Consider the following 15,192-nt stretch of genomic DNA (forward strand, 5'->3'; position numbering starts at 1 on the left):
AATATTTCAAAGGGTTTTGCGCTTAAGCAAAAGTACAAGATAAAAATTAGTTGATATCTTGCAAATCTATCGCAATATAAAAAGAGGTTTTATTTTATATATCGCAACATAACACCGTGATTTTCGCCATCTGAAAAGAAGATAATTAGGTAAAGGTAACTATGGCTAAAGCTCTTGTTATAGTGGAATCCCCGGCAAAAGCCAAAACAATCAATAAATATCTGGGGAATGACTACGTTGTAAAATCCAGTATAGGTCATATCCGTGATTTGCCAACGAGTGGAACAGCGAGTCAAAAGAGTTCAAGCTCATCTACCGATAAGAATAAAAAGAAAGTAAAAAAAGATGAGAAAACGGCGCTGATAATTCGTATGGGCGTCGATCCTTATCATGATTGGGAAGCCAATTATCAAATTTTGCCAGGCAAAGAAAAAGTTGTTGCAGAGCTGAAAACGCTGGCTGAAAAAGCTGATCATATCTACCTTGCAACGGATCTTGACCGCGAGGGGGAGGCTATTGCATGGCACCTGCGGGAAGTGATTGGTGGGGATGATTCCCGTTTCAGTCGGGTTGTATTCAATGAAATTACCAAAAATGCAATCACACAGGCTTTTGATAATCCTGGTGAATTGAATCTTGATCGTGTGAATGCCCAGCAGGCGCGTCGTTTTATGGATCGCGTGGTAGGTTACATGGTTTCTCCGCTACTGTGGAAAAAAGTTGCCAGAGGGTTATCCGCTGGACGGGTGCAATCTGTCGCAGTTCGCCTGGTGGTTGAGCGGGAACGGGAAATTAAGGCATTTGTACCGGAAGAATATTGGCAATTGCACGCGGATTTAATGGCGCAAGATAATACTGCCCTCCATATGGAAGTGACTCATGAGAAGGGAAAACCATTTAAGCCCGTAAATGCGCAACAAACGCAATCGGCAGTATCTTTGCTTGAAAAAGCGAGATACAAAGTCATTGAGCGTGAAGATCGTCCGACATCCAGTAAGCCGAGTGCACCATTCATTACCTCAACATTACAACAAGCTGCAAGTACTCGGCTTGGGTTTGGGGTTAAGAAAACCATGATGATGGCACAACGCTTATATGAAGCTGGGTATATCACTTATATGCGTACCGACTCGACTAATTTGAGTCAGGACGCGTTGGAAATGGTTAGGGGTTATATCAGTCACCATTTTGGTGATAAGTACTTGCCTAAGAGTGTTAATGTTTACAGCAGCAAGGAAAACTCTCAGGAAGCCCATGAGGCGATTCGCCCTTCTGATGTTAATGTCATGGCAGAAGAATTGAAAGATATGGAAACTGATGCACAAAAATTGTATCAGCTTATCTGGCGTCAGTTCATTGCTTGTCAGATGACACCTGCGAAATATGATTCCACGACATTGATCGTGCAAGCGGGTGATTTTGAGTTACGTGCCAAAGGCCGTACTCTGCGTTTTGATGGTTGGACAAAAGTCATGCCGACGTTGCGCAAAGGAGATGAAGATAATACTTTGCCGGTGGTGGAAGTGGGCACAGAGCTTGATTTACAACAGTTGATACCAAGCCAGCACTTTACAAAACCACCTGCACGTTTTAGCGAAGCATCCTTGGTCAAAGAGTTGGAAAAACGCGGAATTGGTCGTCCATCGACTTATGCATCAATTATCTCAACTATTCAAGAGCGTGGTTATGTTCGCGTTGAGAATCGGCGGTTCTACGCAGAGAAAATGGGTGAAATTGTTAATGATCGTTTGGAAGAAAACTTCAACGAATTAATGAACTATGATTTTACGGCAAGAATGGAAGACCAGCTCGATCATGTAGCCAATAATGATGCGAATTGGAAAGGCGTTCTGGACGAATTTTTCTCTAATTTCAGTGAGCAGCTCGATGTAGCCAGCAAAGAGCCAGATGAAGGTGGCATGCGCCCGAACCCGATGGTGATTACCTCAATTGAGTGTCCGACCTGTAGCCGCCCAATGGGAATTCGTACTGCGACCACCGGGGTATTTCTTGGCTGCTCTGGTTATGCGTTATCCCCTAAGGAGCGATGCAAACAGACGATTAACCTTATCCCGGAAAATGAAATCCTAAATATCCTGGAAGGGGATGATGCTGAAACCAATGCATTGCGTGCCCGTCGTCGTTGTAAAAAATGTGGTACAGCGATGGACAGTTATTTGATTGATACCCAGCGTAAATTGCACGTGTGTGGTAGTAACCCAGAGTGTGATGGTTATGAAGTTGAAGAAGGCGAATTCCGCATTAAGGGCTATGATGGTCCGATAGTTGAGTGTGATAAGTGTGGTTCAGAAATGCACCTTAAAATGGGGCGTTTTGGTAAATACATGGGTTGTACAAACGAAGAATGTAAAAATACCCGTAAAATTTTGCGTAATGGGGAAGTGGCGCCACCGAAAGAAGATCCGGTTCCGTTACCTGAGCTGGCGTGTGAAAAATCGGATGCCTACTTTGTTCTGCGTGATGGTGCGGCGGGTGTATTTTTGGCGGCCAACACTTTCCCTAAATCTCGTGAAACGCGAGCGCCATTGGTTGAAGAGCTTGTTCGGTTCAAAGATCGTTTACCGGAGAAATTGCGTTACTTAGCGGAAGCGCCGATTACTGATCCGGAAGGGAATAAAACAGTTGTCCGTTTTAGCCGTAAAACTAAACAGCAATACGTTTCGTCAGAGAAAAATGGCAAAGCTACCGGATGGGCCACATTTTTTGTTGAAGGAACTTGGGTTGTGAAAGAAAAGTAATCGATCTTTAAGATGAATTTGTGCATTATATCCTCATTTATTGGGTATAATTCATAGAAATATATTTAGAGAGATATTTCTTTTTTTATAGGAAATGTAACTTTTCCTTCTAAAAAGCCAGTTCTATGGACTGGCTTTTTTTATATTTCAACAAAATTAAAACACAATATATCTGCAACAGGTGCTTGATAATAGTTACTCAACTTAATTATTTGTTATATAAATATATGGCAAGTGTTATAGTGGTTATATTCTTGCAAATATATATTCTATATAGTTATAAGTGGGTAACCATTAGCAATATAGAAATTGGTTAAACTACAAAACGTTCATACTTTTGATTATTAGGGACAGTGCTGATATGAAATTACAGCAATTGCGTTATATTGTAGAGGTGGTTAACCACAATCTAAATGTATCTTCTACAGCAGAAGGGTTGTATACCTCTCAACCGGGGATCAGCAAACAAGTCAGGATGCTCGAAGATGAGCTGGGGATTCAGATATTTGCTCGTAGTGGTAAACATTTGACGCACGTAACTCCGGCTGGTGAAGAAATTGTCCGTATTTCACGTGAGGTGCTGTCAAAAATTGATTCAATTCGTTCTGTTGCCAGTGAACACACCTATCCTGATCGTGGTTCTTTATATATAGCAACTACACATACACAAGCAAGATATGCTTTACCTCCTGTTATTAAGGGCTTTATTGAACGTTATCCCAATGTATCACTGCACATGCATCAAGGTTCTCCAACGCAAATTGCGGAAGAGGTATGCAAAGGAAATAGTGATTTTGCGATAGCAACAGAAGCACTGCACCTCTATAGCGATTTGATTATGTTGCCCTGTTATCATTGGAACCGTTCTGTTGTGGTGACGAAAGATCACCCTCTTGCTAATAGACAGAATGTGACAATTGAAGAACTGGCTGAATATCCGCTTGTAACCTATACGTTTGGTTTTACTGGACGTTCTGAGTTAGATGTTGCTTTTGATCGGGTTGGTTTGAAACCTAAAATCGTATTTACAGCAACAGATGCTGATGTGATTAAGACTTATGTACGGTTAGGGCTGGGTGTTGGTGTGATTGCCAGTATGGCCATAGAACCCGTTCAGGACGGTGATTTAGTCCGTATTGATATGCGTGATCAGTTCGGTTATAGCACTACCAAGATAGGCTTTCGACGCAGTAGCTTCCTGCGCAGTTATATGTATGATTTTATTTGGCGTTTTGCGCCACATTTGACGCGTGATGTTGTGGATAAAGCCGTTGCATTACGCTCCAATGAAGAAATCGAAGAAATGTTCAAAGATATTGAGCTGCCGATTATATAAAAAGATATTTAATATTAGTAAGATAGATATAAAGAAGACCAGACCACCTCCAAACAGCAGGAGGTGGTTGATCTTTTATTTTATGTTCCTGTTGGGATCTTTGTCTTAAATTCACCACTGAAAAAATTGTCAGAATCTTCAATTGAAGATTTTTGATTTTTAAGGATGAAATTATTGAAAGCTGTGTTAACTTCATGGTTTTCTAACGCTTGATAATTAAATAAGGAAATACAAGAAGAATAAGTAAATTCAACATGAACACTCTCGTTAGAGGCACAGTTTGATGTTACTTCTGAGTTGGTTCTGTCAAAATCTATTTTATAGAGTTTTATTTTAGGGACATATATAACCCTGTCTTCAAGCCCAATGGTTTCAATAACACTGGCTAGTGTGAGAGTGGAATATTGATCTCCATTCCGTTTTAAACCTAGCCTTATAGCATCACCTTGTTTCTGCAAGAAATCGGAAAAGTTTTTCAGGCTTGGAGAATTTGCATTTAAAATAATATCCATGATGAGTTGGAGTAAATTTGTTGCAATAGAAACTCCTTTCATTTCATGCTGATAAGTTTGGCTTTCGACATTCATGATGCTCATTAATGGCAGTTTTGCCATAATATCTCCCCAAAATTGAATGTCAGTTTTATATTCTTTGCCATAGGTCTTGGTATATTTGGTGATATAATCGACGGCGATTGAAGAAAGGGCGACCTGCATTTTTTTGATTTCATTCATTTTCTGTATGACACTGGTTTTATCAACAATATTTGAAGTAATAATAAATTGGACAAGGCCATCGGTATCGCTAAACTGATAATCCGACAAGGAAAATTTATCTCTAATGCCAGCCGAAAAAAATTGATCTGCTTGTTGTATATGGCTTAGATAATGTTGGTATTCTTTGTTTTTTTCTGTATCCATAATCTTACCTCCAATCTCTAATAAACGCATTGAGTAACCTGAATATACCTTTATTTTGCAAGTTGCAATCTATTAGTTAGTCAGAAATGTGTAAAAACTTTAGAATGAATTCAATCAAACTTTCATGGCGTGAATAAAACATATCACCTTTAGCGCTGTCATCATTAAAATTTATCAACAAATGAGGATTTACAGCGAGTTAGCAAAATGTGTGGTTAGGGAATAACAAATATTTGCTTATATGTTATGTTTAAATGGTAGCTGACCATCAATAATAAGAAAGGAGGAGTTATGTCGTTTAAATTGAAAACGGACAGTGCTTCAACGCTCTCGATTGGAAGCAAATCCACTGGCAGTAAAACCTATCACTATTACAGCTTACCTCTGTTATCTGAACAATTGGGCGATATATCCCGCCTGCCAAAGTCTCTGAAAGTTCTGCTCGAAAATCTCTTGCGCAATGTCGATGGTGAATCAGTGGTGGAAGATGATTTGCAGGCGCTGGTGGAATGGCAGAAAACCGGCCATGCAGACAGGGAAATTGCTTATCGCCCCGCCCGCGTACTTATGCAGGATTTTACAGGGGTGCCGGCTGTCGTGGATCTTGCTGCAATGCGGGAAGCCGTATTGAGACTCGGTGGAAATGTAGAACAGGTTAATCCGTTATCTCCTGTTGATTTGGTGATTGATCATTCGGTGATGGTTGATAAATTTGGCACTGAACAGGCATTTTCAGAAAACGTCCAGATAGAGATGGCACGTAACTATGAACGTTATCTGTTCTTGCGTTGGGGACAGAAAGCTTTTAATCGTTTCCGCGTTGTCCCACCTGGAACGGGGATTTGCCATCAGGTTAACCTGGAATATCTGGGGAAAGCTGTCTGGTATGAAAATCAGGATGGTAAGGATTTTGCTTATCCTGATACGTTGGTCGGAACGGATTCTCACACTACCATGATTAATGGATTGGGCGTTCTGGGGTGGGGCGTAGGGGGAATTGAAGCCGAGGCGGCGATGCTGGGGCAGCCAGTTTCCATGCTGATCCCAGATGTGGTTGGTTTTAAACTGACCGGAAAATTGCAAGAAGGGATCACAGCAACTGACCTTGTACTGACTGTGACACAGATGTTGCGTAAGCACGGTGTTGTGGGCAAATTTGTTGAATTTTATGGTGATGGATTATCTGATTTGCCGCTGGCAGATCGGGCAACTATTGCCAATATGTCCCCTGAATATGGCGCAACTTGTGGTTTCTTCCCTGTTGATGATATTACATTAGACTATATGCGCTTAACGGGACGTCATGAAGAAGAAATTGCTTTGGTTGAAGCTTATTGCAAAACTCAGGGTCTATGGCGTAATACGGGGGATGAGCCTATCTTTACCAGCACCCTGGAGTTGGACATGTCGACGGTTGAGGCAAGTTTAGCTGGGCCGAAACGTCCTCAAGACAGGGTTGCATTGGGAAATGTACCACAAGCTTTTCAGGCCGCGATGGAACTGGATATCCATAAAACTCAAGAGCACTCATTAGCGGTATCAGTGACTTTAGATAACCAAACTTTTTCATTGCAAGATGGTGCTGTAGTGATTGCTGCCATTACCTCTTGTACAAACACCTCTAATCCCAGCATATTGATGACAGCAGGATTACTTGCCAAAAAAGCGGTTGAAAAAGGTTTGCAGCGTCAACCGTGGGTTAAAACTTCACTGGCTCCAGGATCGAAAGTGGTAACAAGTTATCTGGAACTGGCAGGTTTCATGCCATATCTGGAAAAATTGGGTTTTAATTTAGTCGGGTATGGCTGCACTACCTGTATTGGTAACTCAGGGCCATTGCCTGATGCTATTGAAGCTGCAATCAAGCAATCTGATCTAACCGTTGGAGCAGTGCTTTCCGGTAATCGAAATTTTGAGGGGCGTATTCATCCTTTAGTGAAAACGAACTGGCTGGCATCACCACCGTTAGTGGTGGCTTATGCGCTTTCCGGCAGTATGAAAAAGGATCTGACGCGAGAACCTATCGGAAAAGATCAACAAGGTCATGATGTTTACTTGAAAGATATCTGGCCTGATAGTACAGAAGTTGCAGAAGCGATTGGAAAAGTCAGAACCGAAATGTTCCATAAAGAATACGATTCTGTGTTTGATGGTGACGAAAGTTGGCAATCCCTGCGTGTCGAAAGTTCAGCGACTTATGCTTGGCAGCCAGATTCCACCTATATACGGCATCCCCCTTTCTTCAGTGATATGACGGCTGAACCTAAACCAGTTACAGACATTCATCAGGCTCACATTTTGGCGATCTTGGGGGATTCAGTTACGACGGATCACATTTCCCCTGCGGGAAACATCAAGGCTGACAGTCCTGCCGGACGTTACTTACAAGAACATGGTGTTGCTCCAAAAGATTTTAACTCTTATGGCTCAAGACGCGGCAACCATGAAATCATGATGCGAGGGACGTTTGCCAATATTCGTATTCGCAATGAGATGGTATCAGGCGTTGAAGGAGGATATACCCGTCATATTCCTTCACAATCCCAACTTGCTATTTATGATGCCGCTATGCGTTATCAGGAAGAAAAAACACCATTAGCTGTTATTGCAGGTAAAGAATATGGTTCAGGATCAAGCCGTGACTGGGCTGCAAAAGGAACAAGATTACTAGGGGTCAGGGTTGTGATTGCGGAATCTTTTGAACGTATCCATCGTTCTAACTTGATTGGTATGGGTGTTTTGCCATTGGAGTTCCCTCAAGGTGTTAGCCGCAAGACGTTAAACCTGACGGGAGAGGAGCGAATTGATATTATCGGATTATCTGACATTCAGCCTGGACAGACAATTGCAGTGAAAATTACTTATGCTAATGGACAGGAGATTGTGATTGATACTCGTTGCCGCATTGATACGGGAACAGAACTGGCTTACTTCTATCATGATGGTATTTTGCATTATGTGATTCGTAATATGTTGAAATAATAAGAAATTAAAAAACATCAATCAAAAAAATTACATTTAGAAATAAAAACTGCGTCCACACCGACGCAGTTTTTTATCTTTTGCAGAAAGTAATTAGAGCAAAAAGTAATTAGAGAACTTAGAGAACTTTTAGCTTGATTTGGACAGCAGATGGCCCATTCGATTGGCTTTGGTATCCAAATAGTGAGCATTTTGAGGATTACGCCCTACAATCAATGGGACACGTTCGATGATATTAATGCCCGCTTCTATCATGATCTCAACTTTTTTAGGGTTGTTAGTAAGAAGACGAATTGCATTAATATTCAAAATCTTATACATGTCTGAGCACAGGGTGAAATCTCTTTCATCGGCAGCAAAACCTAATTGATGGTTAGCCTCAACAGTATCAATACCTTGATCTTGTAAAGCATAGGCGCGAATTTTATTCAGTAGGCCAATATTGCGGCCTTCCTGGCGGTGATAGAGCAAAATGCCACGGCCTTCCTGACTAATTTGCGAAAGTGCCGCTTCTAATTGGAAACCACAATCGCATCTTAGGCTGAATAAAGCATCACCGGTGAGGCATTCTGAGTGGATACGGGATAATACAGGTTCATCACCAGAAATATCCCCGAAAACAAGGGCGACATGATCGCGACCCGTTTTGATTTCTTCAAATCCAATCATTAAAAACTCGCCCCAGGGCGTAGGTAATTTTGCTTCAGCTACTCGTTTTAGCTGCATTTTTGTATTCATATGTTGATTTAACTCGTTATAAATATTGTGATACTCAGAACAATACCGGTTGAGAAATCAGCTAAAACTACGCAAAAAAATTTTCTCTGATTACAACGCATGCACGCTGACGTATTGTAACAGAAATTATTAATACGCATGAATATAAAGCGTCAGGTTCTTTAATGATAAATATATTAACATGCTAAACTATAGGCAGATTTTTGCAGATGTATTGATTGTAAAAAGAGGAAAATCGGCGTTTTTTGCAATAAATTGCTTCCTTTACGTAGACGAGAAATGCTAATTTAGCACGCCACTATGTCTGTTATTTGACATAATCAATCAGCAACGATAGATAACAGGAAGAAATGTGAAATATTTTCTGATCTTATTACTGGCACTGGTTGTTTTTGTTATCTCAGTAACACTGGGAGCAAATAATAATCAGATAGTGACATTTAATTATTTGATTGCCAAGGGTGATTACTCTGTATCCACATTGTTAGCGGCGTTGTTTGCTGTTGGCTTTATCCTCGGTTGGGGAGTTTGTGGGGTTTTTTACTTACGTGCCTGTATTTCTTTGCGACATATGAAACGCAAAATCAAGCGACTGGAAACTCAAGTGGAGCAGCCATCTGAATCATCCAAAAAAGTCGTATCTACCGTAGCCTTAAACAAGGAATAATTCTCCATGTTAGAGCTGTTGTTTCTGTTGCTTCCCATTGCTGCCGCCTATGGCTGGTATATGGGGCGCAGAAGTGCTCAACAAGATAAACAACAATCGGCTGACCGTCTTTCACGTGAATATGTTGATGGTGTTAATTTTTTACTTTCCAATCAGCAAGATAAAGCGGTAGATTTATTTCTTGATATGTTGAAAGAGGATAGTTCTGCATTTGAGGCTCACTTAACATTGGGAAATCTCTTCCGTTCCCGTGGTGAAGTGGAAAGAGCCATCCGTATTCACCAGTCCCTGATAGAAAGTGCTTCCCTGACATTTGAACAGCGTTTGCTTGCGATCCAACAGCTTGGGCAAGATTATATGGCTGCCGGAGTTTATGATCGAGCAGAGAGTATGTTCGTGCAGTTAGTTGACGAAACAGATTTCCGCGAAAATGCCTTTAATTTCTTGCTTACCATCTACCAGTCAACCAGTGATTGGAATAAGGCCATTGATACCGCTGAAAAACTCGTAAAATTGGGTAAACACCATTTTCGGGAAGAAATTGCTCATTTCTATTGTGAGCTGGCTTTGCAATGTATGGGCGATGATGATTTTACTGATGCGATTGGTTATTTGAATAAAGCGTCTCAGGCGGATAAAAACTGTGCCCGTGCCTCTATTATGTTTGGCCGTATTTACATGGCTCAGGGGGAATATCTTAAAGCAACCAATGCGTTGAAACGTATCCTCGATCAGGATAAACAACTGGTCAGTGAATCTTTGCCAATGTTGCAAGAGTGTTATCAATACCTGTCTCAACCGGATGAATGGCAAGTTTTTGTACAGCGTTGTGTTGAAGAAAATTGTGGTGCGATCGCTGAACTTCATATGGCCGATATTCTTGAGAAGAAAGAAGGGCGTGAAGTCGCCCAAAACTTCATTAACCATCAGTTGGAACGCCATCCAACCATGAGATTATTTTATCGTCTGATGGATTACCATATGGCAGAAGCAGAAGAAGGGCGGGCTAAAGAGAGCCTGATTCTTTTGCGCAATATGGTAGGTGAGCAAATCCGTACAAAACCTGATTATCGATGCCATAAATGTGGCTTCACTTCCCGCTCGTTATATTGGCATTGTCCATCATGTCGTTCTTGGGACTCTGTTAAACCGATCCGAGGACTGGATGGCCAGTGACACTGTCACTATATGCTGCTATTCATTAGTGATTAAAGTTTATAAATAATTCAGTTAATTAGTAAATCAAAGGGCCGAAAAATGACCTCCCATACAGTTCAAACTTTAGATAAAAAGATTGACTCGCCTGTTATTGTTGCATTGGATTATGATAATCAGGATGCCGCGCTGGCATTTGTCGACAAGATTGATCCACAATCCTGTCGTCTAAAAGTGGGAAAGGAGATGTTTACACTGTATGGCCCACAATTTGTTCAGGCACTGCATCAGCGTGGTTTTGATGTTTTTTTGGATCTCAAATTTCACGATATTCCCAATACAACAGCAAGGGCGGTCGCTGCTGCGGCAGAACTTGGCGTGTGGATGGTTAATGTTCATGCAAGTGGTGGCGCAAGAATGATGACAGCCGCTAAAGAAGGATTATTGCCTTACGGTAAGGATGCGCCTTTGTTAATTGCTGTGACAGTGCTGACCAGTATGGAGCAATCTGACCTCTTGGGTATAGGCATTGATATGACACCAGCACAACATGCGGAGCGCTTAGCATTATTGGCGAAACAGTGTGGTTTAGATGGCGTAGTTTGTTCTGCCCATGAAGCCCAGCAACTGAAAACAGTATGTGGATATGCATTCCAGCTTGTTACCCCAGGTATTCGTCCTGAAGGTACAGAAGCGGGAGATCAGCGCCGGATCATGACACCTCCTCAGGCGGTACAGGCTGGAGTTGATTATATGGTGATCGGGCGTCCCATTACCCGATCAGAAAATCCAGCATTGGCGCTACAACAAATTAACCAATCTATCGGGGTCATTCATGGATAATAACTCTTGTTTGGTTTATTCGACGGATGGTGGACGCATTCAGAAGGAAGAAATCAAGCCCTCCCGTCCGAAAGGTGATGGCATTGTACGTATCCAACGCCAAACCAGTGGCCGTAAAGGGAAAGGTGTTTGTGTGATCACGGGCATAGATGCTGATGACCAAACTTTGGCTAACTTAGCCGCCGAATTGAAGAAAAAATGTGGCTGTGGCGGTTCTGTCAAAGAGGGGGAAATTGAAATTCAAGGCGATAAACGTGACTTGTTGAAGCAATTGTTAGAAGCAAAAGGAATGAAAGTAAAATTGGCCGGAGGTTAAGCCCAGTTTGTTATATACAAGCTATGCAGCCAATAAATTGCATAGCTTGTTTGAACTAGTACAGCCAATATGAAGGACTGCGAAAGTTTACTCCTTATTTCCCTCGTTTTGAGTCACGATACGTGCAGCCGCTGCCAATACGTCAGGACGGGCAGTGGCTTTACTATCTGGCTGAGTGAAATAAGTCACTAAAACTAATGGTGCGCGGTTGGGGACTGGCCAAATTACTGCAATATCATTTGTTGTACCATAATCGCAACGGCCGGTTTTATCTCCCACAATCCAATCCTTGGGTACTCCCGCACGAATACTGGCGCCGCCAGTTGTATTGCCTTTTATCCACTTAACTAATTGTTCACGTTGTGTTGTCGCTAAGGCATCGCCCAACACTAAATAATATAAACTTTTTGCCATCGCTTGAGGAGTGGAAGTATCACGCTCATCGCCTGGAATAGCGGTATTTAATTCGGGTTCGTAGCGATCGAGGCGAAAAGAATTGTCACCGATGATACGGGCAAAACGTGTCACTTCATTTGGGCCATGTAATTGGTTAAGAAGCAAATTCATCGCCGTATTATCGCTGTATTGTAGAGTTGCTGCGCTCAATTCACCTAAGGTCATACCATCTTTGAGATGTTTCTCCGTCATTGGGCTGTATTCAACAAGCTCGGATTGTTGGTAGTGAACTCGTTGATTTAATAGATGAACATTTGTTTCACTTTTTTTCAGCATAGCGGATACCGTCATCAACTTACTGGTGCTGCATAGGGGAAAACGTTCGTTTTCACGGTAAGAGATGATGGAATGATCGGTTGTGTCTAGTAATACTACACCAAGCCGACCATTGGCATTTTTCTCCAATATGGATAGCTGGTGGATGATTTCGTGAGAAATTTGATGGTTATGAATGGTTGCACTGGCTGGAAAAGTGAATAATACACCCAGTAAGGAAGCTAAGGCAGTTTTGAAACCTATTCGGTTTAGCGAAGAAAATAACATGTGGTAATCCTTATATGGGTCATCTTATTGTTGTTACAAAATGTTATTACAAAAATGCCGCCATAAATGGCGGCAGAAATATTTTACGGAAATGATTTGTTAGATATGTCTATACAGGACGAGCCACAATATTGCGGGTTTCCATTCTGACATCTTCGATACGGATATTGATGACATCATTCAAGCGGTGAACAATTTCACCTTTAATCAACACGGAACCTGTTTCTTGACTGCATTGAAGTTCATCACGAACTGCATGCAAAAATGGCCCAGGGACGAAAGCGATGGCACCGTTATCTACCAGTCGAACTCGCAGACCACCACGGGTGATGTCGATAATTTCTGCCGGAAATGTTTTATCTGTGCCAGCATAAGGCTGCAAGAAACGGGCATAGAGCCAATCACCAACATCACGCTCTGCCATGCGGTTAGCCCGACGACGTTCGGTCAATTGCAGGCAAAGATCTTCGGTTGGTTTTTCTGCCTCCACTTGGTGGATAATCGCTTTCAACAAACGATGGTTGATAATATCGCCATATTTGCGGATAGGGGATGTCCAGGTAGCGTAAGCATCAAATCCCAAACCAAAGTGTGGGCCTGGATCGGTTTTGATTTCAGCAAAAGTTTGGAAACGGCGGATACGGCTGTCCAGAAATTGGGTTGGTTGTCTGTCCAGCTCACGGCGCAATTCACAGAACCCTTCCAGTTTCAGTAATGCTTCAGCGTTAGCTTCAATGCCATATTCCTTGAGAACTTCGATAACCTGCTCAATCTGAGTAGGTTCAAAGCCAGTATGGACATTATAAATACCAAAGCCTAACTTATCGTGCAGAATTTTAGCCGCACATAAGTTCGCCGTGATCATGGCTTCTTCAACAATGCGGTTGGCTGAACGACGTTGTTCAATAACGATATCAACAACATTGCCACCTTCATCAAGAATAAATCGATAATCTGGGCGTTCCTTGAAAACCAGCGCGTTTTGCAGACGCCAGTCATTGCGGCGTTCACACATCTCTTTTAGGAGAGTGATTTGGCTAGTCACGGCGTCTGATTCTGGTTTCCAACCTTCTTGACCTTCTAACCAGTCTGAGACTTCGTCATAAACCAGCTTAAATTTAGATTCAACCCAAGCAGAGAAAAATTGAATATCATCGCCCAATTGACCATCTTCGAGAATTGAAACCTGGCAAACCAGAGCAGGGCGGCGCACATTAGGACGCAGCGAACATAGGTCATCAGATAGCTCACGAGGGAGCATTGGAATATTGAAACCTGGCAGGTAATTGGTGAAACTACGTTGGTAGGCAATTTTGTCCAGTTCACTGCCCGCTTTGATATAAGCAGTGGGATCTGCAATGGCAATAGACAGTTTCAGACTACCGTCATCATTTTTGCTGATGTGCAGGGCATCATCCATATCTTCGGTTGTTGCGCTGTCAATAGTGACAAAATCAAGAGCGGTCAGATCGATGCGTTCGATGGAATTATCGTCCAACTGGCAATCCATCATCGCTGGCGCTTCACGTTCCAGTTCGTGGCGAGTTAATGTTACCCACCACGGTGCGTAGTGGTCATCACCTTGTGTGATATAGCCAGTGATTTCAGCATGAAAACCACGATCTCCTTTCAGGGGATGCCGACGCATTTCAGCTACGGCCCAATCACCATTTTTAAAGGCATGGTCAACGTGGTTTGCCGGGCGGCAAGGGATAGTGTCTTTTAATAGTGGATGATCAGGAATAATCCATAGTCGGTTATCATTTTCTTTCTTCTGAACCTTTCCGACAAAACGGGTCAGGAAGGGTTCAATCAGAGACTCAGGCTCGGCAATTTCTTTCTCTTTCTCTTTGTCTGTGTGGATAGCCGCAGTGATCCGATCACCGTGCATGACTTTTTTCATGTGAGGCGGTGGAATAAAATAACTTTTTTGGCCGTCGACTTCTAAAAATCCAAAACCTTTCTCAGTTCCTTTGACTAAACCTTCTACACGCGGGGTCTGAGCGTGAAGTTGCTGTTTTAGCTGCGCAAGCAGCGGATTATTTTGAAACATAATATCTGGGAAATATGGAGTTATTATTGAAAATTTTGGACAACAGTTTTACGCGAATCAAGAGTATGGAGCAAGTAACATCTTATCAAAACAGGAAAAATTGCGATGTAAGACCACAAATCCGCCGTTTTCTGAAATGGAGAATGCTTAGTACTACAGTCGTACGCTCCATTGTGGCATGATATAGCTAAATCATACTAATATGACATAATATCTAAACCTAAGATGACAAGGCATAAAATGAGATGGGTTACAGCTTAGATTTTCGAAAGAGAGTATTGGCATACAAAGACAAGCATTCGTTGACTTTTGAACAAACGAGTGTCCATTTTGAAGTCTCCATGCGCACCTTGTTCCGGTGGTGCAATCAGATAGAACCTTGCATGACCCGTAATAAACCCGCCACGAAAATCCCTGATGCAGT

Annotated in this window: 12 protein-coding genes; 8 read left to right on the top strand and 4 right to left on the bottom strand. The window is 42.1% G+C overall.

Features of this window, described 5'->3' with window-relative positions:
• The first annotated feature begins 161 nt into the window (after window positions 1-161).
• On the top strand, window positions 162-2,759 hold the full coding sequence (gene topA, locus Xedl_RS09300; RefSeq protein ID WP_074023533.1) for a type I DNA topoisomerase: 2,598 nt from the start codon (window positions 162-164) through the stop codon (window positions 2,757-2,759).
• 361 nt (window positions 2,760-3,120) lie between these two features.
• A complete protein-coding gene (cysB, locus tag Xedl_RS09310) occupies window positions 3,121-4,095 on the top strand; it encodes an HTH-type transcriptional regulator CysB (protein WP_074023535.1) in 975 nt (324 codons plus the stop codon).
• An 80-nt stretch (window positions 4,096-4,175) separates the two neighbouring features.
• On the opposite strand, the gene Xedl_RS09315 is transcribed toward cysB, so the two are convergent.
• On the bottom strand, window positions 4,176-5,015 hold the full coding sequence (locus Xedl_RS09315; RefSeq protein WP_074023579.1) for a hypothetical protein: 840 nt from the start codon (window positions 5,013-5,015) through the stop codon (window positions 4,176-4,178).
• A 291-nt stretch (window positions 5,016-5,306) separates the two neighbouring features.
• Between Xedl_RS09315 and acnA the strand changes: the two genes are divergently transcribed.
• A complete protein-coding gene (gene acnA / locus Xedl_RS09320; protein WP_074023536.1) occupies window positions 5,307-7,997 on the top strand; it encodes an aconitate hydratase AcnA in 2,691 nt (896 codons plus the stop codon).
• Window positions 7,998-8,126: 129 nt separating this feature from the next.
• Here acnA and ribA read toward each other — a convergent pair whose 3' ends face one another.
• Complete coding sequence (ribA, locus tag Xedl_RS09325) at window positions 8,127-8,723, bottom strand: GTP cyclohydrolase II (protein ID WP_167366719.1); 597 nt, start codon at window positions 8,721-8,723, stop codon at window positions 8,127-8,129.
• 364 nt (window positions 8,724-9,087) lie between these two features.
• Here ribA and Xedl_RS09330 point away from each other — a divergent pair, with 364 nt between their 5' ends.
• From Xedl_RS09330 to yciH, 4 genes are all read left to right on the top strand, one after another.
• The gene (locus tag Xedl_RS09330; RefSeq protein ID WP_074023538.1) at window positions 9,088-9,402 is read left to right on the top strand and encodes a LapA family protein; all 315 of its coding nucleotides are present in this window, start codon (window positions 9,088-9,090) and stop codon (window positions 9,400-9,402) included.
• 6 nt (window positions 9,403-9,408) lie between these two features.
• Entirely contained in the window at window positions 9,409-10,578 is a 1,170-nt protein-coding gene (gene lapB, locus Xedl_RS09335; protein ID WP_074023539.1) for a lipopolysaccharide assembly protein LapB, read from the top strand.
• An 81-nt stretch (window positions 10,579-10,659) separates the two neighbouring features.
• Window positions 10,660-11,400 carry an orotidine-5'-phosphate decarboxylase gene (pyrF, locus tag Xedl_RS09340; RefSeq protein WP_074023540.1) on the top strand — a complete coding sequence of 247 codons (741 nt, stop codon included), beginning with the start codon at window positions 10,660-10,662 and terminating at the stop codon, window positions 11,398-11,400.
• On the top strand, window positions 11,393-11,716 hold the full coding sequence (yciH, locus tag Xedl_RS09345; RefSeq protein WP_074023541.1) for a stress response translation initiation inhibitor YciH: 324 nt from the start codon (window positions 11,393-11,395) through the stop codon (window positions 11,714-11,716). The genes pyrF and yciH overlap by 8 nt, the downstream gene beginning before the upstream one ends.
• Before the next feature lie 87 nt (window positions 11,717-11,803).
• Here the strand turns inward: yciH and bla are convergent, their stop codons facing one another.
• Both bla and Xedl_RS09355 read right to left on the bottom strand, forming a co-directional pair.
• Window positions 11,804-12,715 (bottom strand): class A beta-lactamase, encoded by a 912-nt coding sequence (gene bla / locus Xedl_RS09350; protein ID WP_074023542.1) that lies wholly within the window; start codon window positions 12,713-12,715, stop codon window positions 11,804-11,806.
• Window positions 12,716-12,824: 109 nt separating this feature from the next.
• On the bottom strand, window positions 12,825-14,768 hold the full coding sequence (locus Xedl_RS09355; RefSeq protein ID WP_074023543.1) for an exoribonuclease II: 1,944 nt from the start codon (window positions 14,766-14,768) through the stop codon (window positions 12,825-12,827).
• Window positions 14,769-15,013: 245 nt separating this feature from the next.
• Here Xedl_RS09355 and Xedl_RS09360 point away from each other — a divergent pair.
• Window positions 15,014-15,192 (top strand): IS630 transposase-related protein (locus Xedl_RS09360; protein ID WP_074023580.1); only part of this gene is annotated, 179 nt, incomplete at its 3' end.

Source organism: Xenorhabdus eapokensis, assembly GCF_001908105.1.